Below are 22856 nucleotides of genomic sequence, written 5' to 3' on the forward strand. Positions count from 1 at the left end.
GGAGGCGTCGTGGACTCTTTCAACCCGACAACCAAGACGCAAGCGGCGCTGACCTCGGCGCTCCAGGCGGCCTCGGCCGCCGGTAACCCCGAGATCCGGCCCGCGCACCTGCTGATGGCCCTGCTGACGCAGGCCGACGGGATCGCGGGACCGCTGCTGGAGGCTGTCGGCGTGCAGCCCGCGACCATCCGCGCCGAGGCGGAACGCCTCGTCGAGCGGCTGCCCCAGGCCAGCGGCGCCAGCTCGCAACCGCAGCTGTCGCGCGAATCGCTGGCCGCCATCACCACCGCGCAGCAACTGGCCACCGAGATGGACGACGAGTACGTCTCGACCGAGCACCTGCTGGTCGGCCTGGCCACCGGCGATTCCGACGTGGCCAAGCTGCTGACCGGCCACGGCGCGTCGCCGCAGGCGCTGCGCGACGGCTTCGTCAAGGTGCGCGGCAGCGCCCGGGTCACCACCCCCGAACCCGAGGCCACCTACCAGGCGCTGGAGAAGTACTCCACCGACCTGACCGCCCGCGCGCGGGAGGGCAAGCTCGACCCGGTGATCGGGCGGGACAACGAGATCCGCCGCGTCGTGCAGGTGTTGAGCCGCCGCACCAAGAACAACCCGGTGCTGATCGGTGAGCCCGGCGTCGGCAAGACCGCGATCGTCGAGGGCCTGGCCCAGCGCATCGTGGCCGGCGACGTGCCGGAGAGCCTGCGCGACAAGACCGTCATCAGCCTGGACCTGGGCTCGATGGTGGCCGGCGCCAAGTACCGCGGCGAGTTCGAGGAACGGCTCAAGGCCGTCCTCGACGACATCAAGAACTCGGCCGGGCAGATCATCACGTTCATCGACGAGCTGCACACCATCGTCGGCGCCGGCGCGACCGGCGAGGGCGCGATGGACGCCGGCAACATGATCAAGCCGATGCTGGCCCGCGGCGAGCTGCGGCTGGTCGGCGCCACCACGCTCGACGAGTACCGCAAGTACATCGAGAAGGACGCCGCCCTGGAGCGGCGCTTCCAGCAGGTGCTGGTCGGCGAGCCGTCGGTCGAGGACACCGTCGGCATCCTGCGCGGCCTGAAGGACCGCTACGAGGTGCACCACGGGGTGCGCATCACCGACTCGGCCCTGGTCGCCGCGGCCACGCTGTCCGACCGCTACATCACCGCCCGCTTCCTGCCGGACAAGGCCATCGACCTGGTCGACGAGGCCGCCAGCCGGCTGAAGATGGAGATCGACTCCCGACCGGTCGAGATCGACGAGGTCGAGCGCCTGGTGCGCCGCCTCGAGATCGAGGAGATGGCGCTGGCCAAGGAGGAGGACGAAGCGTCCAAGGAGCGGCTGGAGAAGCTGCGCTCGGAGCTGGCCGACCAGAAGGAGAAGCTGGCCGAGCTGACCACCCGCTGGCAGAACGAGAAGAACGCGATCGACGTCGTCCGCGAGCTCAAGGAGCAGCTCGAGGCGCTGCGCGGGGAGTCCGAGCGCGCCGAGCGCGACGGCGACCTGGCCAAGGCCGCGGAGCTGCGCTACGGGCGCATCCCCGAGGTCGAGAAGAAGCTCGACGCGGCGCTGCCCCAGGCCGAGGCGCGGGAGAACGTGATGCTGAAAGAGGAGGTCGGCCCCGACGACATCGCCGAGGTGGTGTCGGCGTGGACCGGCATCCCTGCCGGGCGGATGCTCGAGGGCGAGACCGCCAAGCTGCTGCGCATGGAGGAGGAGCTAGGCAAGCGCGTCATCGGCCAGCGCAGGGCCGTGCAGGCGGTGTCCGACGCCGTGCGGCGTTCGCGGGCCGGGGTCGCCGACCCCAACCGGCCGACCGGGTCGTTCATGTTCCTCGGGCCGACCGGTGTCGGTAAGACCGAGCTGGCCAAGGCGCTGGCGGAGTTCCTGTTCGACGACGAGCGCGCCATGGTTCGCATCGACATGAGCGAGTACGGCGAGAAGCACTCGGTCGCCCGGCTCGTCGGCGCCCCGCCGGGGTACATCGGCTACGACCAGGGCGGCCAGCTGACCGAGGCGGTGCGGCGGCGCCCGTACACGGTGATCCTGTTCGACGAGATCGAAAAGGCGCACCCGGACGTGTTCGACGTGCTGCTGCAGGTTCTCGACGAGGGCCGGTTGACCGACGGCCAGGGCCGCACCGTCGACTTCCGCAACACCATCCTGATCCTGACGTCCAACCTCGGGTCGGGCGGCAGCGAGGAGCAGGTGATGGCCGCGGTGCGGTCGGCGTTCAAGCCGGAGTTCATCAACCGGCTCGACGACGTGATCATCTTCCACGGCCTCGAGCCCGGCGAGCTGGTGTCGATCGTCGACATTCAGCTGGCCCAGCTGCAGAAGCGGCTGGCGCAGCGCCGCCTCACTTTGGAGGTGTCGCTGCCCGCCAAGCAGTGGCTGGCGCAGCGCGGGTTCGACCCGGTGTACGGCGCGCGGCCGCTGCGCCGGCTGGTGCAGCAGGCCATCGGCGACCAGCTGGCCAAGCTGCTGCTGGCCGGTGACGTCCACGACGGCGACACCGTGCCGGTGAACGTCAGCCCGGACGGCGATTCGCTGATCCTGGGCTGACCCCGAAAGGGGGACCATCCCGAGGGGCGGACATTACGTCCTTTGGGTGGCGACCCGCTTCGCCCGGCTACGCCGCGCTCGCGGTCGCCACGCTGTGATTGGGTTGTGACCGACCGGACTTCTTTATTCCGGAGCAAATGCGGATACCCTGTGTGGGATGGTCCCCCTTTGGTTCACGCTCTCCGCGCTGTGCTTCGTCGGCGCGGGCGTGTTGCTGTACGTCGACCTCGATCGACGCCGCGGCCGCAGCAGGCGCCGCAAATCCTGGGCGCGGTCGCACGGGTTCGACTACGAGCGGGAATCGACCGACATCCTCAAGCGCTGGAAGCGCGGCGTGATCTCGACGGTGGGCGACATCGCGGCCGAAAACGTCGTGCTCGGTCAGATCCGCGGCGAGGCCGTGTACATCTTCGACCTCGAGGAAGTCGCCACCGTGATCGCCCTGCACCGCAAGGTGGGCACCAACGTCGTGGTGGACCTGCGGCTCAAGGGCCTCAAAGAGCCACGGGAGAGCGACATTTGGCTGCTGGGCGCGATCGGCCCCCGGATGGTGTACTCCACGAACCTGGACGCCGCGCGGCGGGCGTGCGACCGCCGCATGGTCACCTTCGCGCACACCGCGCCGGACTCCGCCGAGATCATGTGGAACGAGCAGAACTGGACGCTCGTCGCCATGCCGATCACCAGCACCCGCACCCAGTGGGACGAGGGCCTGCGCACCGTGCGCCAGTTCAACGACCTGTTGCGGGTGCTGCCGCCGCTGCCGGAGGAGACCCAGCAGGAGGCGGGCGCACCCGCGGGGGTGCGCAGCGCGTCGCCGAGCCGCCCGCTGGCACCCGCAGGCCGGGCCGAGTTGCCGCCCCGGCGCCCGCAGCAAGACGTGACGGGACTGCTGGGTGACGCGTCCGCGCGCCGGCCGGCCGAGCCGATCCGCCGGGAGCAGCGCGGCCCGGACGCCGTTCGCCGGCCGCCGCCGGCGGGGCGCAACGGCCACCAGGCCAGCAACTATCAGCACTGACGGCGCGCCGGGCGCCGGGAGGGCGGCGCGGCCGCCGTCATTAGGATGTCGCTCATGCCTCGTCCCGTAGCCCTGATCACCGGGCCTACCTCCGGAATCGGCGCCGGCTACGCGCGACGCTATGCCAACGACGGCTACGACCTGGTCTTGGTCGCCCGCGACGCCGACCGGCTGACGGATCTCGCCGGCGAACTGGGTGGCCGGGCCGGCAACGTCGAGGTGCTGCCCGCCGACCTGGCCGACGCCGCCGGCCGCGACAAGGTGTGCGAACGCCTGTCCCGCGGGGTGCGGGTCCTGGTGAACAACGCCGGCTTCGGCACCTCCGGCGACTTCTGGACGGCCGACCCCAAGCTGCTGCAGTCCCAGCTCGACGTCAACGTCACCGCGGTCATGCACCTCACCCGGGCTGCGCTGCCGGCGATGCTCGGCGCCGGCGCCGGCACCGTCATCAACATCGCCAGCGTGGCCGGGCTGGTGCCCGGCCGCGGATCGACGTACTCCGCGTCCAAGGCGTGGGTGATCTCGTTCAGCGAGGGCCTGTCCGTCGGCCTCCAGGGCACCGGCGTCGGAGTGCACGCCGTGTGTCCGGGCTACGTGCACACCGAGTTCCACGCCCGCGCCGGGATCGACATGGCCAAGTCGCCGTCGTTCATGTGGCTCGAGGTGGACGACGTGGTGAACCAGAGCCTGGCCGACATCGCGCGCGGCAAGGTGATCAGCATCCCCGGCCTGCAATACAAGACCCTCATCGCCGTCGAGCGGATGATTCCGCGGACCCTGATGCGGGCCGTGACCAAGCGAATCGGCGGTGGCCGTGGCCGGACCTGACGCACACATTGACCTGCGCGACGAGCTGGCCGATCTGGTGCGCCGGCTGTCGGTGGTGCACGGCAAGGTGACGCTGTCGTCGGGCAAGGAGGCCGACTACTACGTCGACCTGCGCCGCGCGACCCTGCACCACCGGGCGTCGGCCCTGATCGGCACGCTGATGCGCGACCTCACCCGCGACTGGGATTACGCGGTGGTCGGCGGCCTCACCCTGGGCGCCGACCCGGTCGCCACCGCCGTCATGCACGCGCCGGGACGCCCGATCGACGCGTTCGTGGTGCGCAAGTCGGCGAAAACCCATGGGCTGCAACGCCTTATCGAGGGCTCCGAGGTCGCCGGCAAGCGGGTGCTGGTCGTGGAGGACACCAGCACCACGGGCGCGTCGGCGCTGACCGCGGTGCGCGCCGTCCAAGAGGCCGGCGGACACGTGGTCGGCGTGGCCACGGTGGTGGACCGCTCCACCGGCGCGGCCGAGGCCATCGAGGCCGAGGGTCTGCCGTACCGCAGCGTGCTGGGCCTCGCCGATCTGGGGCTGGGCTAGGCCCGTCACCGCTGTGCGCACCTTCCTCGCGATAGCGGCCTGCGTGCTGGCCCTCCTGACGGGCTGTTCGGGCCCCGGCCAGCCGGTCCGTCCCTATGGCGCCCAGGGCGCGCGGTTCGGGGAATCGCTGTCGCTGCTGGGCTGGAACATGGCGGTGTCGAACCTGCGCTGGGACGGCGACTACGTGCTGATCGACGTCGACGCCTCCGCGGCCAACCCGCAGGCGCCGCACGCCAAACCCGAGGACATTCGGTTCGGCCTCTACGGCGCGCTGTCGCACCCGATGGAGTCCAACGGGCTCGGCAGTTGCGACCGCCCGACCGGCAAGGCGCCCGACGTCCACTCGCCGCTGTCGGCTTCCGGCGACCGGCTCTCCGGGACGGTTTGCCTTGGGCCGCTTAAGGATCGCAGCCAGGTCCGCGGCGTGTACACGTACTCGCCGCGCGACCGGATCCCCAACAGCTCGGCCGCCTACCCGGCGGCGTTCCCGGTGGGACTGATGCCCACCAACGCCAACGACACCGGCCTGTCGGTCAAGACCGTCAGCCTGTCCGCCTGGCGCGCCGACGGCGCCCCGGTGACCAAGGCGCAGCTCGGCGACCCCGCGGCGTTCAGCGGCAGCGGCTACATGCTGCTGGGCCTGGAGGCCGACGGGCTCGCCGCCCGGTATCGCGACGAATCGGCCCGCCGCGGCGGCCCGCTGATGCTGCTCGCGTCCCCGACCCTGCCCGGCGCCGGGCTGAACCCGGCCTGCACGGCGTACGGGTCGTCGGTGCTGATCCTGCCCGACGCCTCGCTGGACGCGGTGCACGTCAGCGCGTCGCTGTGCACGCAGGGCGAGATCAACGAGGCGTTGCTCTACGCGACGGTGGCGGTCGACGGCACGCACGCCGGGGTGTGGACGCCGCGATGACCGAACCGAGGCCGGGGCCGGGGCCTGGGCATGCGCCTGGGCCGACCGAATGGGCCGCGCCGGCCGCCGGTGTGGGGCCGTGGCCGGGTGAGCTGCCCGACGACCCGCGATATGACCCAGTCCTGTTGCGCGAGGGCGACACTCGCAACGTCGTCGACGCCTACCGGTACTGGACGCGCGAGGCGATCATCGCCGACATCGATCGGCGCCGCCATCCCCTGCACGTCGCGATCGAGAACTTCGGGTACGACGCCAACATCGGCTCGGTGGTGCGCACCGCCAACGCCTTCGCGGTGCACACCGTGCACATCGTGGGCCGGCGGCGGTGGAATCGCCGCGGCGCCATGGTGACCGACCGCTATCAGCGGCTGTGCCATCACGACAGCACGGAAGAACTGTTGGGCTTCGCCGCCGACGCCGGGCTGACGGTGGTCGCGGTGGACAACGTCCCGGGGGCGACGCGGCTCGAGGAGACCGCGCTGCCGCGGGAATGCCTGCTGGTGTTCGGTCAGGAGGGCCCCGGCATCACCGACGACATCCGTGCGGGCGCCGCGATGGCGGTGTCGATCGCCCAATTCGGCTCGACCCGCAGCATCAACGCCGGCGTCGCCGCGGGGATCGCCATGCACGCCTGGGTCCGGCAGCACGCGGACCTGTCCGACGCGTGGTAGCGGCGTCTTCTTCCCGGCTCGCGCATCGAATGTGCGTTCAGGGCGGGGATTCTCGGCGTGTCGCCGCCATGGGCGCACGCTCAGAGCCAACGACGCACACCAGACGCCCGGGCCCGAAATTGGACCCGAAGTCGAGCCGCGGAACGGTCGCCCGCCTACGTTGAGAGGGTGCGTGACGTGCTTGCGGAGCTGATGTCGATCTGGCGCGCCGGCGACACGGCCGGGCTGGGCACGGTGGTGCGCACCTTCCGCTCCGCGCCGCGGCCGCCGGGCGCCGCGATGGTGGTCGCGCCGGACGGCTCGGTCACCGGGTCCCTGTCGGGCGGCTGCGTAGAGGGGGCGGTCTACGACCTCGCCACCGAGGCGGCGAGAACCGGCGCGCCGCGGCTGCAACGCTACGGGGTCAGCGACGACGACGCGTTCGCCGTAGGCCTGACGTGCGGCGGCGTGATCGATGTGTTCGTCGAGCCGGTCTCCTGCGCCTCGTTTCCCGACCTCGACGCCGTCGCCGACGACATCGCCGAGCGCCGCGCGGTGGCCACCGCCACCGTCATCGCCCACCCCGACCCGGCCCGGGTCGGCCGTCGGGTCGTGATCCGGCCCGACGGGATGGCGGGGTCGCTCGGTTCGGCGCGCGCCGACGCCGCGGTCGCCGACGATGCGCGCGGCCTGCTCGCGCTGGGCCGTAGCGAGGTGCTCGAGTACGGGCCCGACGGGCAGCGGCTCGGCGACGGCATGGAGGTCTTCGTGTCCAGCTACGCGCCGCCGCCGCGGATGCTGGTGTTCGGCGCGATCGACTTCGCCGCGGCGCTGGCGCGGCAGGGTTCGTTCCTCGGTTACCGGGTCACCGTGTGCGACGCCCGCCCGGTGTTCGCCACCCGGGCGCGGTTCCCGACGGCCGACGACGTCGTCGTCGACTGGCCCCACCGCTACCTCGCCACCCAGGCCGGGGCGGGCGCCGTCGATCGCCACACGGTGGTCTGCGTGCTGACGCACGACCCCAAGTTCGACGTGCCGGTGCTCGAGGTGGCGCTGCGGCTGCCCGAGGTCGGCTACGTCGGCGCCATGGGGTCGCGTCGCACCCACGACGACCGCGTCGCCCGGCTCAAGGCCGCCGGGCTGACCGACGCCGAGCTGAGCCGGCTGTCCAGCCCGATCGGGTTGGACCTCGGCGCGCGCACCCCGGAGGAGACCGCGGTCTCGATCGCCGCCGACATCATCGCCAGGCGCTGGGGCGGCGGGGGCCGCCCGTTGGCCCAGCTCGCCGGGCGGATCCACCACGACGCGGGAGACCCGACTCTACGTCCGTAGTGCCACCCGTAGGCTGGTGGTCGACGTCGTCGTCGCACACGAGAGGATCCCGGGATGAAGATCGCGAACCAGTTCACCGTCAGCGCCCCCATCGATCAGGCCTGGGACGTGCTGAGCGACCTGGAGCAGGTCATCCCACTGATGCCCGGGGCGGCGTTGACCGGCCACGAGGGCGACGACTACCTCGGCAAGGTCAAGGTGAAGGTCGGGCCGGTCACCAGCGAGTTCAGCGGCAAGGTGCGTTTCGTGGAGCACGACCGCGCCCAGTACCGCGCGGTGATCGACGCCAAGGGTAAGGAGACCCGCGGAACCGGTAACGCGGCCGCGACGGTCACCGCCCAGCTGCACGAGGACGGGGGACGCACCGGCGTCACCGTCGACACCGACCTCAAGATCGCGGGCAAGCTGGCCCAGTTCGGCAGCGGCATGCTGCAGCAGGTGTCGGAGAAGCTGCTGGGCCAGTTCGTGGAATCGCTGGAAGCCGAATTGGCGTCGCAGAGCGTGGCCGCGCCGGCCACGCCGGAGGGACCCGCGCAGGTCGGGCGCGTCCCGGAGCCGCGACACGCGGCCCCCGCCGCCGAGCCCGAACCGATCGACCTGCTCGACCTCGCCGGTGGGGACCAGCTCACGAAGTACGCCCCGCTGGTGCTGGCCGTGCTGGCCGGGCTGGTTTTGGGTTGGCTGCTCGGCCGCAGGCGTTAGCGCCGCGATCATGCCCAGCGCGGCGCCGGAATGGCTCAATCCGGTTGCGGCGCAGGGGAAATGCCGGAAGGCGACGGGGATGCGTCAATCGCCGCACGCGTGGTGTCCTTCAGGGCGACCCCCGAGCGGCCGAGTTCGCGGGCGCCGGCGACCAACGCCGCGGTGACCGCCGCGGCCGCCGGGTAGTCCAGGCCGTCGGGCGGATGGATGTTGGAGACGCAGTTGCGGTCGGCGTCGGTGCGCCCCGGGGCGGGCCGGTGTGTCAGATAGATGCCCAGGCTGTCGGCGACCGACAGCCCCGGCCGTTCGCCGATCAACACGAGAACCGTTGTGACGCCCAGGGATTGGCCGATGTGATCGCCCAGCGCGACGCGCGCCTGGGTCGCGACGACCAGTGGGGCGATCGTGTACCGGCCGTCGAATTCGCGCACCAGCGCCTCGACCATCCCCGCGGCGTGGTCGGTCAGCGCGCGGGGCGAGAGGCCGTCGGCGAGCACAATCCCGATGTCCGCGTTGGTCTTTGGCAGACCCGACAGGTCGGCGGGGCTGCGGCCGAGGTCGGGCCGGCGCAGGTACTCGCCGCGCGAGGAGGCCCGGCTGCGCACCCGCAGCGGCTCCCCGGCGCCGACGGCGCGGAGCCGTTCGACGAGGTCGTCGACGTCGAGGGGTTCGTGCACGGCGTCGCGCGCCGCGGCGTGCGCGGCCTGGAACTCCAGGACGCGCCGGGTCGGCAGCGAGTCTCCCGCCCGTCCGAGCCCGATCCGCGCCTGCGTGGTCGCCCGCAGCGGAGCCCAGACGTCCGGGGGTTCGGGGTCGGTCATCAGCCGGCTGCCAGCGCGCGCAGCGGCGACGTCGCGGGGTCGACGGGCAGGATCCGGCCGTCCGCGTCGGCCATGCCCAGGCCGGCCAGCCAGGCTTCGAATTCGGGAGCGGGCCGCAGTCCCAACGCTTTTCGCACGTACAGCGCGTCGTGAAAGGACAGGCTCTGATAGCCGAGCATGATGTCGTCGGCGCCGGGAACGGTGATGACGAACGCGGTGCCCGCCACGCCCAGCAGGGTGAGCAGCGTGTCCATGTCGTCCTGGTCGGCCTCGGCGTGGTTGGTGTAGCAGACGTCGACGCCCATCGGCAGGCCGAGCAGTTTCCCGCAGAAGTTGTCCTCCAGCCCGGCGCGGATGATCTGCTTGCCGTCGTATAGGTACTCCGGCCCGATGAAGCCGACCACGGTGTCGATCAGCAGCGGCTGCAGCGCCCGGGCCACCGCGTAGGCGCGGGCCTCCAGCGTCTGCTGATCGACCGGCCTGTTGCCCACGCCGAGATGCGCACCGGCCGACAGCGCCGCACCCTGCCCCGTCTCCAAATACATGACGTTGTCCCCGACGGTCCCGCGGTTCAGCGAACGGGCGGCCTCGTTGGCCTCCAACAGCATCGGAATCGAGGTGCCGAACGAGGCGTTGGCGCCCTCGGTGCCGGCGATCGACTGGAAAACCAGGTCGACGGGCGCGCCCCGCTCGATCAGCTCCATCGTGGTGGTGACGTGGCACAGCACGCACGACTGGACCGGAATCGCGAACCGCTGCCGGATGTCGTCGAGCAGGTGCAGCAGGTCGGACGCCGCGTGCGGCGAGTCGGTCGCCGGGTTGATGCCGATCACCGCGTCGCCGCAACCCATCAGCAGCCCGTCGAGCAGCGCCGCGGCGATCCCGCGCGGGTCGTCGGTGGGGTGGTTGGGTTGCAGCCGGGTGGCCAGCGTGCCCGGCAACCCGATCGTGGTCCGGAAGGCCGCGGTCGCCGTCGCCGCGGCGGCCACCAGGATCAAATCCTGGTTGCGCATGATCTTCGACACCGCGGCAACCATTTCCGGCGTCAGGCCCGGGGAGATCGCGGCGATCCGCTGCGCGCCGTCGGCGTGGGACGCCGCCTCCAGCAGCCAGTCGCGGAAGCCGCCGACGGTCAAGCCGGCGACCGGGCCGAACGCGTCGGCGTCGTGGCCGTCGATGATGAGCCGGGTGACCTCGTCGGTCTCGTACGGCACCACCACGTCGTTCAGGAATGTCGCCAGCGGTATGTCGGCCAGCAGCCACGCGGCCGCGGCCCGTTCGGCGTCGGATCCGGCGGCGCACCCCGCCAGCTGGTCGCCGGAACGCAACGGCGTCGCCTTGGCCAGCACGTCGACCAGGCCGGAGAAGGTGTGCGTGGTCCCCGAAATGGTTTGCCGGTAGCGCATATATCAGTATGAGGCAGGATCGGGGACTATGGATCAGCTGTGGGTCAACCGGGCGGCCAGCTCCGAGGCCGCCGTCACGCAACGGCACCTCAGGCGCCTGTGGGGGCTGCCCGCAACGCAGCTGGGCGTGGTGGCGTGGCCGTCGACGCGGCGGGACCGGCTGTTCGGCACCTGGCACTACTGGTGGCAGGCGCACCTGCTGGATTGCCTGGTCGACGCGCAGCTGCGCGACCCGCAGCCCCGGCGGCACACCAGGATCAACCGGCAGGTTCGTACGCACCGGCTGCGCAACAACTTTCGCTGGACCAACGGCTACTACGACGACATGGCCTGGCTGGCGCTGGCGCTGGAACGCGCCGCCCGGATCGCCGGGGTCGAGCGCCATCGCGCGCTGCCCAAGCTCGCCGACCAATTCCTGAACGCGTGGGTGCCCGAGGACGGCGGCGGCATCCCGTGGCGCAAGCAGGACCAGTTCTTCAACGCCCCCGCCAACGGCCCGGCGGGAATCTTCCTGGCCCGCTACGGCGAGAGGATGCGGCGCGCCCAGCAGATGGCCGACTGGATCGACGAGACGCTGATCGACCCGGAGACCCACCTGGTGTTCGACGGCATCAAGGGCGGGTCCCTGGTCCGCGCCCAGTACACCTATTGCCAGGGCGTGGTGCTCGGCCTGGAAACCGAACTCGCGGCCCGCACCCACGACGATCGGCACGCCCCGCGGGTGCATCGGCTGGTCGCGGCCGTCGCCGACCATATGGCACCGACGGGCGTGCTGACCGGCGCCGGCGGCGGGGACGGCGGCCTGTTCTCCGGCATCACCGCCCGCTACCTGGCGCTGGTCGCCACCACCCTGCCGGGGGATTCGGCCGACGACGCCGCGGCCCGCGACACCGCCCGGCGGATCGTGCTGGCCAGCGCGAAGTCGGCATGGGACTACCGGCAGACGGTCGACGGGCTGCCGCTGTTCGGCCCGTTCTGGGACCGCGACGCCCAGCTGCCCAGCGCGGAGGGCGGGGAGGCACAGTTCGTCGCGGGCGCGGTGAACAGTTCCGAGGTCGCCGAGCGGGACCTGTCGGTGCAGCTGTCGGGCTGGATGCTGATGGAGGCCGCCTGTAACGTCACCGCCGTGACGGCAGGGAGCGCGACATGACCGAGCCCGGCAGCTGGATTCCCGACGAGGCCACCCTGGCCCGGGCCAACCTCACCCACTTCATGGCGTGGCTCGCCGAGACGGGCCGCGGCCGGTTCGGCGACTACCACGCGCTCCTGCGCAAGTCCGTGGACGACATCGAGTGGTTCTGGGACGCCGTGTGGCACTACTTCGACATCCAGGCGAGCAGCCCGCCGCGCGCGGTGCTGGGCAACCGTTCGATGCCCGGCGCCGAGTGGTTCCCCGGCGCCACCCTCAACTACGCCACCGAGATCTTCCGGCACGCCACCGACGAGCGCCCCGCGATGATCGTCGTGGGCGAGGACGGCGCGTCCGAGTGGTCGTGGGCGCGGCTGCGCCGCGAGACCGGCGCGTTCGCGGCCTACTTGCGCGGCCTCGGCGTGCGGCCCGGGGACGCCGTCGTCGGTTACTTGCCCAACGTCGGCGAGGCCGCCGTCGCGGCACTGGCCGCCGCCAGCGTCGGCGCCATCTGGGCGGTCTGCAACCAGGACGTCGCCGTCGACGGCGTCATCGCCCGGTTGGGCCAGGTGGAGCCGGCCGTGCTGGTGGCCACCGACGGGTCGGTGTACGACGGCAAGCGCATCGACCGGCGCGCGGAGTTGGACACGATCCGCCGGGCGATGCCCAGCCTGCGGGCCACCGTGGTGGTGCCGCGGCTCGGGCTCGAGACCGCCGGCGACACCGTGCCGTGGGCGGCGGCGGTGGAATCCGACGCCGAGCTTCAGATCACGGCCGTGCCGTTCGCGCACCCGCTGTGGGTGATGTTTTCCTCCGGCACCACCGGCAAGCCGAAGGGCATCGTGCACGGTCACGGCGGCACGGTCATCGAGCACCTGAAATACCTGAGCCTGCAACTGGATCTGCACGCCGGCGAGCGCTTCCTGTGGTACTCGTCGACCAGCTGGATGATGTGGAACCTGCTGCTGTCCGGGCTGCTCGTCGACACCACGATCGTGCTCTACGACGGCAGCCCAACGCATTTGGGCACCGACGGGCTCTGGCGGGTCGCCGCCGAAAGCGGTGTCAACGTCCTCGGCGCCGGCGCGGGCTACCTGCTGGCCTGCGCCAAGAAGGGGCTCAAGCCCGGGGCCACGTACCCGCTGGACGGGCTGCGCGCGGTGGGTTCCACCGGTTCGCCGCTGCCCGCCTCCGGGTTCCGTTGGGTGCATGAGGGACTCGGCCGGCCGGTGCCGGTGATCTCGATGAGCGGTGGCACTGACGTCTGCACGGCCTTCATCGGCGGCTGCGCCATCCTGCCGGTGATGGCCGGCGAACTGTCCTGCATCTGCCTGGGCGCGGCCATCGAAGCCTGGTCCGGCGCAAACCATCCGGTGATCGGTGAAGAGGGCGAGCTGGTGATCACCAAGCCGATGCCCTCGATGCCGGTCTTCTTCTGGAACGACGACGACGGCAGCCGGTATCGCGCCGCCTACTTCGAGAAGTATCCGGGCGTCTGGTGTCACGGCGACTGGATCACCATCACCGACCGGGGATCCGTTGTGGTGCATGGCCGTTCGGACGCCACCCTGAACCGGATGGGCGTGCGGATGGGCAGCGCCGAGATCTACACCGCGGTGGAGGGCATGCCCGAGGTCGGCGACTGCCTGGTGGTCGGTGTCGAGCAGGACGACGGCGGTTACTGGATGCCGTTGTTCGTGGCCCTGGCCGACGGCGCCGAGCTCGACGACGGGTTGCGGTCCAGGATCGTCGCGGCCATCCGTCAGCACGCCTCCCCGCGCCACGTGCCCGACGACATCCTGGCGGTGCCGGGCATACCGCGCACGCTGACCGGCAAGCGGCTGGAGATCCCGATCAAGCGGATTCTGTTGGGCGCGGCGCCCGGCGAGGCGGTGCAGCAGAGTTCGATCGACCGGCCGGAACTGCTAGACGCTTTCGTTGCGTACCGCAGAAGTCGGGTGTCCTGACTCCGGTTCGGCCGCCGCATGCCGGCGTCCCCGGTAGCTGCGCCAGGCCGCGATGAACGCCGGCATCAGCGAGACGAGCAGGATGACCAGCAGGATCTTCTGCAGGTTGTGGTGCACGAACGGCACGTTGCCCAAGAAGTAGCCCGCGAGCGTCACGCCGCCGCCCCACAGGATGCCGCCGACGATGTCGAAGGCCAGGAACACCGGGTAGCGCATGTAGGACACCCCGGCGACCGGTGGGACGAACGTCCGCACGAACGGCGCGAACCGGGCCAGGATGATCGCCCACGGCCCGTATTTTTCAAAGAACGCGTGCGACTCGGTCACGTAGTGCTTCTTGAAGAACCGGGAGTCTTCCTTCTTGAACAGGGCGGGGCCGATCCGCCGGCCAATGAAATAGCCGGTCTGATCGCCGAGAATCGCCACCAGCGCGACGGCCGGGGCCAGCACCCAGATGCTTGCCGGGGGGTTCGGGTGCGCGGCCAGCAGGCCGCCGGTGAACAGCAGCGACTCGCCGGGCAGCAGCGGAAACAGCAGCCCGGTCTCGATGAAGACGATGACCAGGATGCCGGGCAGAACCGCCGAGCCGAAGACGCCGTCGGCGCCCAACCAGTACATCGGGTCGAAGATGTGGGGCAGGGCCGTCACGGCGGTGCTCATGATCTTTCAAGATACCGGCTTCGGGGTGAGCCCTTGACCATCCTGGACGATACTGGGTGCACCCGGCCGCAGCAGAGGAGATCGGAATGCCCATCGCCACGCCCGAGGTCTACGCCGAGATGCTGGGCCGCGCCAAGGAAAACTCGTACGCCTTCCCGGCCATCAACTGCGTCGGATCCGAGAGCGTCAACGCCGCGATCAAGGGATTCGCCGACGCCGGCAGCGACGGCATCATCCAGTTCTCCACCGGCGGTGCGGAGTTCGCGTCCGGCCTCGGGGTGAAGGACATGGTGACCGGCGCGGTGGCGCTGGCCGAGTTCACCCGGGTGATCGCGGCCAAGTACCCGATCAACGTCGCGCTGCACACCGACCACTGCCCCAAGGACAAGTTGGACAGCTACGTGCGGCCGCTGCTGCAGATCTCCGCCCGGCGGGTGGCCGCGGGCCAGGACCCGTTGTTCGGGTCGCACATGTGGGACGGCTCGGCGGTGCCGCTCGACGAGAATCTGGCCATCGCGCGGGAACTGCTCAAGGAGGCCGCGGCCGCCAAGATCATCCTGGAGATCGAGATCGGCGTGGTGGGCGGCGAGGAGGACGGCGTCGCCCACGAGATCAACGACAAGCTGTACACCACGCCGGAGGATTTCGAGAAGACCATCGACGCGCTGGGCCACGGCGAGCACGGCAAGTATCTGCTGGCCGCCACGTTCGGCAACGTGCACGGCGTCTACAAGCCGGGCAACGTCAAGCTGCGCCCCGACATTCTGGCCCAGGGGCAGCGGGTGGCCGCGGCCAAGCTGGGGCTGCCCGAGGATGCCAAGCCGTTCGACTTCGTCTTCCACGGCGGATCGGGCTCGCTGAAGTCCGAGATCGAGGAGTCGCTGCGCTACGGCGTGGTGAAGATGAACGTCGACACCGACACCCAGTACGCGTTCACCCGCCCCGTCGCCGGGCACATGTTCACCAACTACGACGGCGTGCTCAAGGTCGACGGCGAGGTCGGCAACAAGAAGGCCTACGACCCGCGCAGCTACCTCAAGAAGGGTGAGGCCTCGATGAGCGAGCGCGTGGTGGAGGCCTGCGAGGACCTGCACTGCGCCGGCAAGTCCCTCGGCACCTAGCGGCCCGGCCGCTCGAGTGTGAAGCTAGCCGCACACTCGGCGCCCAGCGTGAAGCTAGCTTCACACTCGGCCAACGGCGCACCCCTAGCCGCTGGGGGACTGGCAGATCTTCCACTGGTCGTCGCGGTACTGCAGATCCAGGCTGCGGGTGGAACGGACCTGCGGGTCGTAGGCCATGAACGTGGTGACGTTGGCTTCGGCGTGCTGGCCGTTGACCACCACCTGGTCGATGCTGGCGATCACCGGATACTGCCTGGCCGCCGAGACCCGGCGATAGGTCTCGTCCCACGAGTGCTCGTCGTAGTCCGCGTAGCCGTCACGGGTGTTGCCGCAGGTGATGGTGCGCAGCGTCGTCAGGTCGCCCTTTTGGATCGCGGTGTCGAAGCTTTGGATGGTCGTGCGGACCATGTCCTCCTGGGACACCTTCGTGTGCTTGCCGCGGGTGAGCAGCACCGTGCCCAGGATCGCGATCGCGGCCAGCGCCAGCACGATCACCACCAGCGCCAGCACCCAACCCCAGTTGATCTGCCGGGACGTACGCAGCTTTCCGCCGAGCCGGGGCGGAATCGACTGCGGCACAGCGGGTTTGGGGGGAGTACCGAGTTGCGCGGTCTGGCCCTCGGGAGGGGTCGAGAAGACCTCGGTGGCGGGCTCGGGGGTGGTGGCGATCACCGTGGTCTCTTTGGCGTCGAATCCGGGCGCGGTGAAGCGGCGCTCGCGCTGCAGGGCGTCCGCGTCGTCGCCCGCGGCCCCCGGGTCGCCGCCCGAATCGGGGCGGATCACGACGGTCTCGGTCTCGGAGTCGCTCGGCACCAGCGGGACGCCCTCGGTCGCGTCTTCGCCTGATTGCGCGGCCCATTCGTGCCCGGGCGCGTTCGGCATGCCGCGGTCAGGCTCGGGTGGCTGGGGCATGAGTGCTGCTGTCCTCCGCTATCGGGTGGGGTAGTTGGAGAGCTTAGCGACCCGCCCCCCTCGATGGGGCGATGGTCGAGGTCCGCCGCCCCGGCGAAATTCGGGAGCTGCAGAATGGGCATCATGACGCCGCCACGAGACTTGCTCGGACCCGACCCGACCCTGTTGCCGGGCGATCCCGACGCGGAGGCGGAACTGCTCGCCGGTGAGAAGCCCGCGATCGTCGCCGCCGCGCACCCGTCGGCGTCGGTGGCCTGGGCGGCGCTGGCCGAGCAGGCGCTGGCCGACGAGCAGGCCATCACGGCGTACGCGTATGCCCGCACCGGCTATCACCGCGGTCTGGACCAGCTGCGGCGAAACGGCTGGAAGGGCTTTGGTCCGGTGCCGTATGCGCACGAGCCCAACCGCGGCTTCCTGCGCTGCGTGGCCGCGCTGGCGCGGGCCGCCGACACGATCGGCGAAACCGACGAGTTCCAGCGCTGCCTGGACCTGCTCGACGATTGCGACCCCGAGGCGCGACCGGCGCTGGGGCTCTAAAGGCTCTAGAAGCTTTCCGAACACGCCGCTTCGCCGGGCCCGTCGATCTGCACGGTCGCGTGCTCCAGCCCGCGCGCCGACAGCACGGTGCGGGCGTCCTGCAGGATGCGGGCGGAGTCGCCGGTGCTGCGCAGGTGCGCGGTGCACATGTCCTTGCCGGGCGACAACGTCCACACGTGCAGGTCGTGCACCTCGGTCACGCCGTCGACGGCGCCCAGCGCCGAGCGCAGCTCCTCCACGTCGATGTGGGTGGGCGACGATTCGGAGAGGATCCGCAACGCGTCGCGCGCCAGCGAGATCGCCCGCGGCAGTACCCATAGCGCGACCAGCACGGCCACCACCACGTCGGCGTACGGCCAGCGGGTCGTGACGGTGACGATGCCGGCGATCAGCACGCCCAGGCTGCCGACGCTGTCGGCGACCACCTCCATGTAGGCGCCCTTGACCGCCAGGCTCTGCCCGGAGTGCGACCGCAGCAGCAGCGCGACGACGAGGTTGGCGAGCAGGCCGGCCAGCGCGACCACGATCATCGGCACGCCCGGGATCGACGGCGTTTCCTTCAGTCGCTGGATCGCCTCCCACAGGATGAACAGGGATACCCCCATCAGCAGCCCCGCGTTGGCGACCGCCGTGAACACCTCGGCCCGGTGCCAGCCGTAGGTCCGCGACGGCGACGAGCTGCCGCGGCGGGCCAGGGTGACGGCGGCCAGGCCCATGAAGACGGCGACGACGTCGGTCAGCATGTGGCCAGCGTCGGCCAGCAGCGCGATCGAGTTGATCAGCAAAGAGGTGGTCAGCTCGATGACGAAGAACGCCGCCAGGATCGCGGCGGCGGCGATCATGCGGGGGATCAGCCGGGACCCATCGGTCTCGGCGGGACTGTGATTGTGGCCGGCGCCCATGGCGAGCAATATATGCGGATTCACGCATATATGGCAAGGGTCAGAACCAGCGGCTCCAGAAGCGGGTCAGCACGTTGCCCGCCGACACCAGCCACGTCGGCACCCCCGAGAACTCGAACAGCCAGAGCACGGCCGCGAAAAACCAATGGCCCGCCGGCAACAGCAGGAACAGCAGGATGAACAGGCCCCACTGCTTGGCCGGCGCCACCGCGCGCTGGGTCTCGGGGCTCAGGTGCGGTTCCAGCGCGTCGTAGCCGTCCAGGCCCGGGATGGGCAGCACGTTCAGCACCACCGCGGTCAGCTGCAGGAAGCCCAGGAAGGCCACCCCGGCCCAGAGCACCGCGTGGGCCGGGTCGTACAGCAGCCGCGTGAGCGTGAGCAGCAGCACCGCCAGCACCAGGTTGGCCGCCGGTCCCGCGAGGCTGACCAGGGTGCGGCGGTTCGGTGTCATGAACCACGTCCGCAGGTACACGGCGGCGCCCGGCAGCCCGATCCCGCCCAGCGCGATCACCACCATCGGCAGCAGCAGCGACAGCGCCGGATGGCTGTAGCGCCGCGGGTCCAGCGTCAGGTAGCCGCGCACCGCGGCGTCGTGGTCGCCGAAACGCCAGGCGGTGACCGCGTGCCCGAATTCGTGCAGGCACAGCGACACCAGCCAGCCGGCGATGACGAAGGTGAACACCCCGACGTACGCCATCGGCCGCACGCTCGTCCCGGCCAGCCAGGCCAGCGCGCCGCCGGCCGCCGTCACGGCCAGCAGGGCCAGGAAGATGGGGCTGGGTCGCACCGATTCGCGCCGGCCGGGCAGGTTCACCGGTCGAAACTATCGGACCGCCAGCCACCCCTCGACGTTGCGGTAGAACGTCGAGCGGCGCGCCGGGCGCGGCGCGGGCACGCCGTCGCGCACCACGGCGACGCCGGTGCTGCCCAGCTGGACCGCGCGGCCGGCGACCCAGCGGCGCCGGCCCACGCGGGCGCGCAGGCCGGGCACGGCCAGCGTCGGCTCGACGTGTACGCCGGGGACGTCGCCGTCGAACAACACCGCGTCGTCGACGACGGCCTCGCCCCGGATGGCCGGCTCGCCCGCGGGCGGCACCCAGCTGGCCCGGCCGACGACCACCGATCCGGTCTCGTCGCGGACCAGGGTCACCCGCCGCGCGGTGCCGCGCCGGGCGCACCGCGCCGCGCGACGCCCGGCGGGCAGGCGGTAGATCCGGCTCGCGCGGGTGCGCCGGCGCGGCACGTAGGCCACCTCGACGTCGAGCCGGTCCGCGCGCAGCAGCCGGGTCAGCACGGCGGCGAGGTCGGCGTCCGCGCCGACCACCGCCAGCCGCCGGTACGGCCCGACGGCGGCGTCGAGATCGGCCGTATGGACCGGGAGGCCGGTCAGCGGCCGCGGCACCCGGCGATCACCGAAGAGCAGCACCGCTACCGCGCGATCGTCTTGCTTCACCAGCGGTCCAAGCCAATACCCTTGTCTTGCAATATCTCTCGTTAGCTCGGCGGCCAGACTAGCTGCGGGCCGGAAGATCTCGTCATCACGACGTGGTCACAACATGATTCCGGACTGCGAAAGTCGTTGCGCCACCGCCCGATGGCAACCGGATACTTTACTCCTGCCACGGGGTCAACGAGTGGGTGGCCAAGGGAACGGAGAACTGCCATTCGCCGACTCACCGCCTTCTTCTCAACCGCGCGAACCGCGTCGCCCGCGTTTGGCGCCGGCCCCACGCGCGTCCGTTGCTAGCGAGGCAACTGCGCCGCGTTGGCGCCGTAGCGGTTTCGGCCGTGCTGCTGTGCGTCGAACCGGCGGCGGCCTCGGCCGACGAATCGATCGTGATCGACTTGGTGCGGCATGGCCAGTCGGAGGCCAATGCGGCCAGTGTGATCGACACCTCGGTGCCCGGAACGGTGCTCACTGCGCTCGGCCAGCAACAGGCGCAGAACATCGCCGGCGCGCTGGCCGCGCAGGGTCCGTTCGCGGGGATCTTCGCGTCGCAGCTGACCAGGACACAGCAGACGGCCGCCCCGTTGGCGGCCGCGTTGGGGATGAACGTCCAGGTATTGCCGGGGCTCAACGAGATCGATGCCGGCGCCTTCAATGGGCAACCGCAGTTCAGCCTTGCGGGCCTGGCATACCTGCTGGGCCCGGTGGCGTGGCTGTTGGGACTTCGCGTCGTGCCGATGCTGGCTCCGGGCTCCACCGACACCAACGGATTCGAATTCCACAAACGCTTCAACGGCGCGCTGCAGACGATGTACGGCAACGCGGCGACCGACGCGGGTCGATTCAACGACTCCCTGCAAACGATCTACGGCAACGCCATGGCCAACCCGGTCCGGACCGCGGGCGGCAAGATCACCGAAGTGGCGTTCTCCAGCGAGTTCGCCATCGGCGTCGGGACGATGATGAGCGTCCGAAACCCCGACCCGCTGCTCCTGCTCTTCGACCCGCTGCCCAACACCGGCGTCGTGGTGATCCAGGGCAACCCGCACGACGGCTGGACCCTGGTCAGTTGGAACGGGAAACCGGTGTGGCAGGGCTGGGCGGCCAAGAGGACCGACCGCGACCCCAAGCAGCCCCTGTGCCTGATGCTGGACGCACCGACCGCCGGCGGGGTATGCGCTGCTAAACCGCACGCGACGCCGTGAGCCGCGGCCGTAAAGGACACGAGTCGCGACCAAACGGCCCTTGGCGCGGGTGCGTCGCTACCCGACGTTTAGGATCGCCACGTGAGCGCGTCAAGCAAAGATGCCTCCAGCTACGCGCACGGTCCCGGAGCGCTCAACTGGGACCCTGGTGCGGGCCGGCAGCTCGAGCCACCGGGTGATGCCGCAAGCCGTTGCAGCGCCGCAAGATACGGTGCGCTGCCAGTCGAACCACAGTAAGCAGGCGGGAGCTAGTCATGCCGGCAATCGTCCTCATCGGAGCCCAATGGGGCGACGAGGGCAAAGGGAAGGCCACTGACCTGCTCGGTGGGCGCGTGCAGTGGGTGGTGCGCTACCAGGGGGGCAACAACGCCGGGCACACCGTCGTCTTGCCCAGCGGCGAGAACTTCGCGCTGCACCTGATCCCGTCGGGCGTGCTGACCCCCGGCGTCACCAACGTCATCGGCAACGGTGTGGTGGTCGACCCCGGCGTGCTGCTCGACGAGCTCAAGGGCCTCGAGGACCGCGGCGTGGACACCACCAAGCTGCTGATCTCCGCCGACGCGCACCTGCTGTTGCCCTACCACGTCGCCATCGACAAGGTCACCGAGCGCTACATGGGCAACAAGAAGATCGGCACCACCGGCCGCGGCATCGGGCCCTGCTACCAGGACAAGATCGCGCGTCAGGGCATCCGGGTCGCCGACGTGCTCGACCCCGACCAGTTGACCCACAAGATCGAGGCCGCGCTGGAACTGAAGAACCAGATCCTGGTCAAGATCTACAACCGCAAGGCGCTGGACCCCCACCAGGTCGTCGACGCCCTGCTGCAGCAGGCCGAGGGCTTCCGGCACCGGATCCGCGACACCCGGCGGCTGCTCAACACCGCGCTCGAGACCGGCGAGACGGTGCTGCTGGAGGGCTCCCAGGGCACCCTGCTCGACGTCGACCACGGCACGTATCCCTATGTGACCTCGTCGAATCCGACCGCGGGCGGCGCGGCCGTCGGGTCCGGAATCGGCCCCACCCGCATCACCGCCGTGCTGGGGATCCTCAAGGCCTACACCACCCGCGTCGGGTCCGGGCCGTTCCCCACCGAGCTGTTCGACGAGAACGGCGAGTACCTGTCCAAGACGGGCGGCGAGTTCGGCGTCACCACCGGGCGGCGGCGCCGCTGCGGCTGGTTCGACGCGGTGATCGCGCGCTACGCCACGCGGGTCAACGGCATCACCGACTTCTTCCTGACCAAGCTCGACGTGCTGTCCAGCCTGGAGACGGTGCCCATCTGCGTCGGTTATCGGATCGACGGCGACCGCACCAACGACATGCCGATGACACAGAGCGACCTCGCCCGCGCCGAGCCGATCTACGAGGAGCTGCCCGGCTGGTGGGAGGACATCTCCGGCGCACGCGAATTCGACGACCTGCCCGCCAAGGCGCGTGACTACGTGCTGCGGCTGGAAGAGCTTGCCGGGGCCCATGTTTCGTGCATCGGCGTCGGTCCGGGACGGGAACAGACGATCGTGCGCCGCGACGTGCTGGCGGCGCGCCCGTGACGGAGCCGGACCCGAAGGAACTCGATCCCGACTACGAACACCACGGCGGCTTTCCCGAGTACGGCCCGGCCAGCCCGGGCCCAGGGTTCGGCCGGTTCGTCGCGGCCATGCGCGCTCTGCAGGACCTGGCGGTGTCCGCCGACCCCGGCGACGACGTGTGGGACCGAGCGGCCGACCGCGCCGCCGCCCTGGTGGAGCTGCTGGGCCCGTTCCAGACCGACGAGGGCAAGGCGCCGGCCGGGCGCACGCCCGACCTGCCCGGGATGGGCAGCCTGCTGCTGCCGCCCTGGACGCTGACCAAGTACGCGCCGGACGGGGTCGAGATGACCGGCTACTTCAGCCGGTTCCATGTCGGCGGAAACCACGCCGTGCACGGCGGTGTGCTGCCACTGCTGTTCGACCACATGTTCGGCATGGTTTCGCACGCCGCGGGGCGACCGATCAGCCGCACCGCCTTCCTGCACGTCGACTACCGCAAGATCACCCCGATCGATGCGCCGCTGGCGGTGCGCGGGCGCGTCACGAGCACCGAGGGCCGCAAGGCGTTCGTCGCCGCCGAACTCGTCGACGGTGACGACGCGGTGCTGGCCGAGGCCAACGGGCTGATGGTGCGGTTGCTTCCCGGTCAGCCCTGAGGGTCGCGCCGCGCACCTATC

22 protein-coding genes are annotated in these 22856 nt (G+C 70.7%); 15 read left to right on the top strand and 7 right to left on the bottom strand.

Translation table 11 applies throughout. The features are described 5' to 3' along the window. Positions 1-9 precede the first annotated feature (9 nt). From clpB to A5681_RS00980, 8 genes are all read left to right on the top strand, one after another. The gene (gene clpB, locus A5681_RS00945; protein WP_067268714.1) at positions 10-2556 is read left to right on the top strand and encodes an ATP-dependent chaperone ClpB; all 2547 of its coding nucleotides are present in this window, start codon (positions 10-12) and stop codon (positions 2554-2556) included. Positions 2557-2713: 157 nt separating this feature from the next. After that, complete coding sequence (gene ttfA / locus A5681_RS00950; protein WP_067268715.1) at positions 2714-3574, top strand: trehalose monomycolate transport factor TtfA; 861 nt, start codon at positions 2714-2716, stop codon at positions 3572-3574. A 54-nt stretch (positions 3575-3628) separates the two neighbouring features. Further along, positions 3629-4402 carry an SDR family NAD(P)-dependent oxidoreductase gene (locus A5681_RS00955; RefSeq protein ID WP_067268716.1) on the top strand — a complete coding sequence of 258 codons (774 nt, stop codon included), beginning with the start codon at positions 3629-3631 and terminating at the stop codon, positions 4400-4402. 7 nt (positions 4403-4409) lie between these two features. Next, a complete protein-coding gene (gene pyrE / locus A5681_RS00960) occupies positions 4410-4943 on the top strand; it encodes an orotate phosphoribosyltransferase (RefSeq protein WP_419866285.1) in 534 nt (177 codons plus the stop codon). A gap of 13 nt (positions 4944-4956) precedes the next feature. Further along, positions 4957-5856 (top strand): hypothetical protein, encoded by a 900-nt coding sequence (locus tag A5681_RS00965; RefSeq protein ID WP_067268717.1) that lies wholly within the window; start codon positions 4957-4959, stop codon positions 5854-5856. Next, positions 5853-6527: a TrmH family RNA methyltransferase gene (locus A5681_RS00970; RefSeq protein WP_067268768.1), complete on the top strand. Its 675-nt coding sequence runs from the start codon at positions 5853-5855 to the stop codon at positions 6525-6527. Before A5681_RS00965 ends, A5681_RS00970 begins: the two co-directional genes overlap by 4 nt. A 168-nt stretch (positions 6528-6695) precedes the next feature. Next, positions 6696-7838 (top strand): XdhC family protein, encoded by a 1143-nt coding sequence (locus tag A5681_RS00975; RefSeq protein WP_067268718.1) that lies wholly within the window; start codon positions 6696-6698, stop codon positions 7836-7838. A gap of 54 nt (positions 7839-7892) precedes the next feature. Beyond that, the gene (locus A5681_RS00980) at positions 7893-8540 is read left to right on the top strand and encodes an SRPBCC family protein (protein WP_067268719.1); all 648 of its coding nucleotides are present in this window, start codon (positions 7893-7895) and stop codon (positions 8538-8540) included. Between the two features lie 35 nt (positions 8541-8575). Here the strand turns inward: A5681_RS00980 and eutC are convergent, their stop codons facing one another. Continuing rightward, positions 8576-9361 (bottom strand): ethanolamine ammonia-lyase subunit EutC, encoded by a 786-nt coding sequence (eutC, locus tag A5681_RS00985; protein ID WP_067268720.1) that lies wholly within the window; start codon positions 9359-9361, stop codon positions 8576-8578. After that, entirely contained in the window at positions 9361-10767 is a 1407-nt protein-coding gene (locus A5681_RS00990; RefSeq protein ID WP_067268721.1) for an ethanolamine ammonia-lyase subunit EutB, read from the bottom strand. The genes eutC and A5681_RS00990 overlap by 1 nt, the downstream gene beginning before the upstream one ends. 28 nt (positions 10768-10795) lie before the next feature. Here A5681_RS00990 and A5681_RS00995 point away from each other — a divergent pair, with 28 nt between their 5' ends. Together A5681_RS00995 and A5681_RS01000 are read left to right on the top strand one after the other, a co-directional pair. After that, entirely contained in the window at positions 10796-11917 is a 1122-nt protein-coding gene (locus A5681_RS00995) for a glycoside hydrolase family 76 protein (protein ID WP_067268722.1), read from the top strand. Further along, positions 11914-13863, top strand: a complete 1950-nt coding sequence (locus tag A5681_RS01000; protein WP_067268723.1) for an acetoacetate--CoA ligase — start codon at positions 11914-11916, stop codon at positions 13861-13863. Before A5681_RS00995 ends, A5681_RS01000 begins: the two co-directional genes overlap by 4 nt. Here the strand turns inward: A5681_RS01000 and A5681_RS01005 are convergent. Further along, positions 13822-14523: a DedA family protein gene (locus A5681_RS01005; protein WP_067268724.1), complete on the bottom strand. Its 702-nt coding sequence runs from the start codon at positions 14521-14523 to the stop codon at positions 13822-13824. The two genes, A5681_RS01000 and A5681_RS01005, sit on opposite strands and share 42 nt — an antisense overlap. Positions 14524-14609: 86 nt before the next feature. Here A5681_RS01005 and fbaA point away from each other — a divergent pair, with 86 nt between their 5' ends. Then, positions 14610-15644: a class II fructose-bisphosphate aldolase gene (gene fbaA / locus A5681_RS01010; protein WP_067268725.1), complete on the top strand. Its 1035-nt coding sequence runs from the start codon at positions 14610-14612 to the stop codon at positions 15642-15644. Between the two features lie 84 nt (positions 15645-15728). On the opposite strand, the gene A5681_RS01015 is transcribed toward fbaA, so the two are convergent. Continuing rightward, complete coding sequence (locus A5681_RS01015; RefSeq protein WP_067268726.1) at positions 15729-16556, bottom strand: hypothetical protein; 828 nt, start codon at positions 16554-16556, stop codon at positions 15729-15731. A gap of 123 nt (positions 16557-16679) precedes the next feature. Here A5681_RS01015 and A5681_RS01020 point away from each other — a divergent pair, with 123 nt between their 5' ends. Continuing rightward, a complete protein-coding gene (locus A5681_RS01020; protein ID WP_067268769.1) occupies positions 16680-17093 on the top strand; it encodes a DUF3151 domain-containing protein in 414 nt (137 codons plus the stop codon). A gap of 5 nt (positions 17094-17098) precedes the next feature. On the opposite strand, the gene A5681_RS01025 is transcribed toward A5681_RS01020, so the two are convergent. From A5681_RS01025 to A5681_RS01035, 3 genes are read right to left on the bottom strand one after another with little or no spacing between them, the layout of a single operon-like run. Continuing rightward, the gene (locus A5681_RS01025; RefSeq protein ID WP_067268727.1) at positions 17099-17995 is read right to left on the bottom strand and encodes a cation diffusion facilitator family transporter; all 897 of its coding nucleotides are present in this window, start codon (positions 17993-17995) and stop codon (positions 17099-17101) included. 40 nt (positions 17996-18035) lie between these two features. Further along, the gene (locus A5681_RS01030) at positions 18036-18809 is read right to left on the bottom strand and encodes a site-2 protease family protein (protein WP_067268728.1); all 774 of its coding nucleotides are present in this window, start codon (positions 18807-18809) and stop codon (positions 18036-18038) included. A gap of 9 nt (positions 18810-18818) precedes the next feature. Next, a complete protein-coding gene (locus A5681_RS01035) occupies positions 18819-19448 on the bottom strand; it encodes a peptidase M50 (protein ID WP_067268729.1) in 630 nt (209 codons plus the stop codon). 287 nt (positions 19449-19735) lie between these two features. Here A5681_RS01035 and A5681_RS01040 point away from each other — a divergent pair, with 287 nt between their 5' ends. The 3 genes from A5681_RS01040 to A5681_RS01050 all read left to right on the top strand — a co-directional run bounded on the left by A5681_RS01040 (position 19736) and on the right by A5681_RS01050 (position 22835). Further along, complete coding sequence (locus A5681_RS01040) at positions 19736-20647, top strand: histidine phosphatase family protein (protein WP_067268730.1); 912 nt, start codon at positions 19736-19738, stop codon at positions 20645-20647. Positions 20648-20901: 254 nt separating this feature from the next. Beyond that, a complete protein-coding gene (locus A5681_RS01045; protein ID WP_067268731.1) occupies positions 20902-22200 on the top strand; it encodes an adenylosuccinate synthase in 1299 nt (432 codons plus the stop codon). Beyond that, positions 22197-22835, top strand: coding sequence for a PaaI family thioesterase (locus tag A5681_RS01050; RefSeq protein ID WP_067268732.1), 639 nt, complete (start codon positions 22197-22199; stop codon positions 22833-22835). The genes A5681_RS01045 and A5681_RS01050 overlap by 4 nt, the downstream gene beginning before the upstream one ends. Positions 22836-22856: the final 21 nt, after the last annotated feature.

The sequence above is a fragment of the Mycobacterium scrofulaceum genome (assembly GCF_001667885.1).
GTDB classification, from domain to species: domain Bacteria; phylum Actinomycetota; class Actinomycetes; order Mycobacteriales; family Mycobacteriaceae; genus Mycobacterium; species Mycobacterium scrofulaceum_C.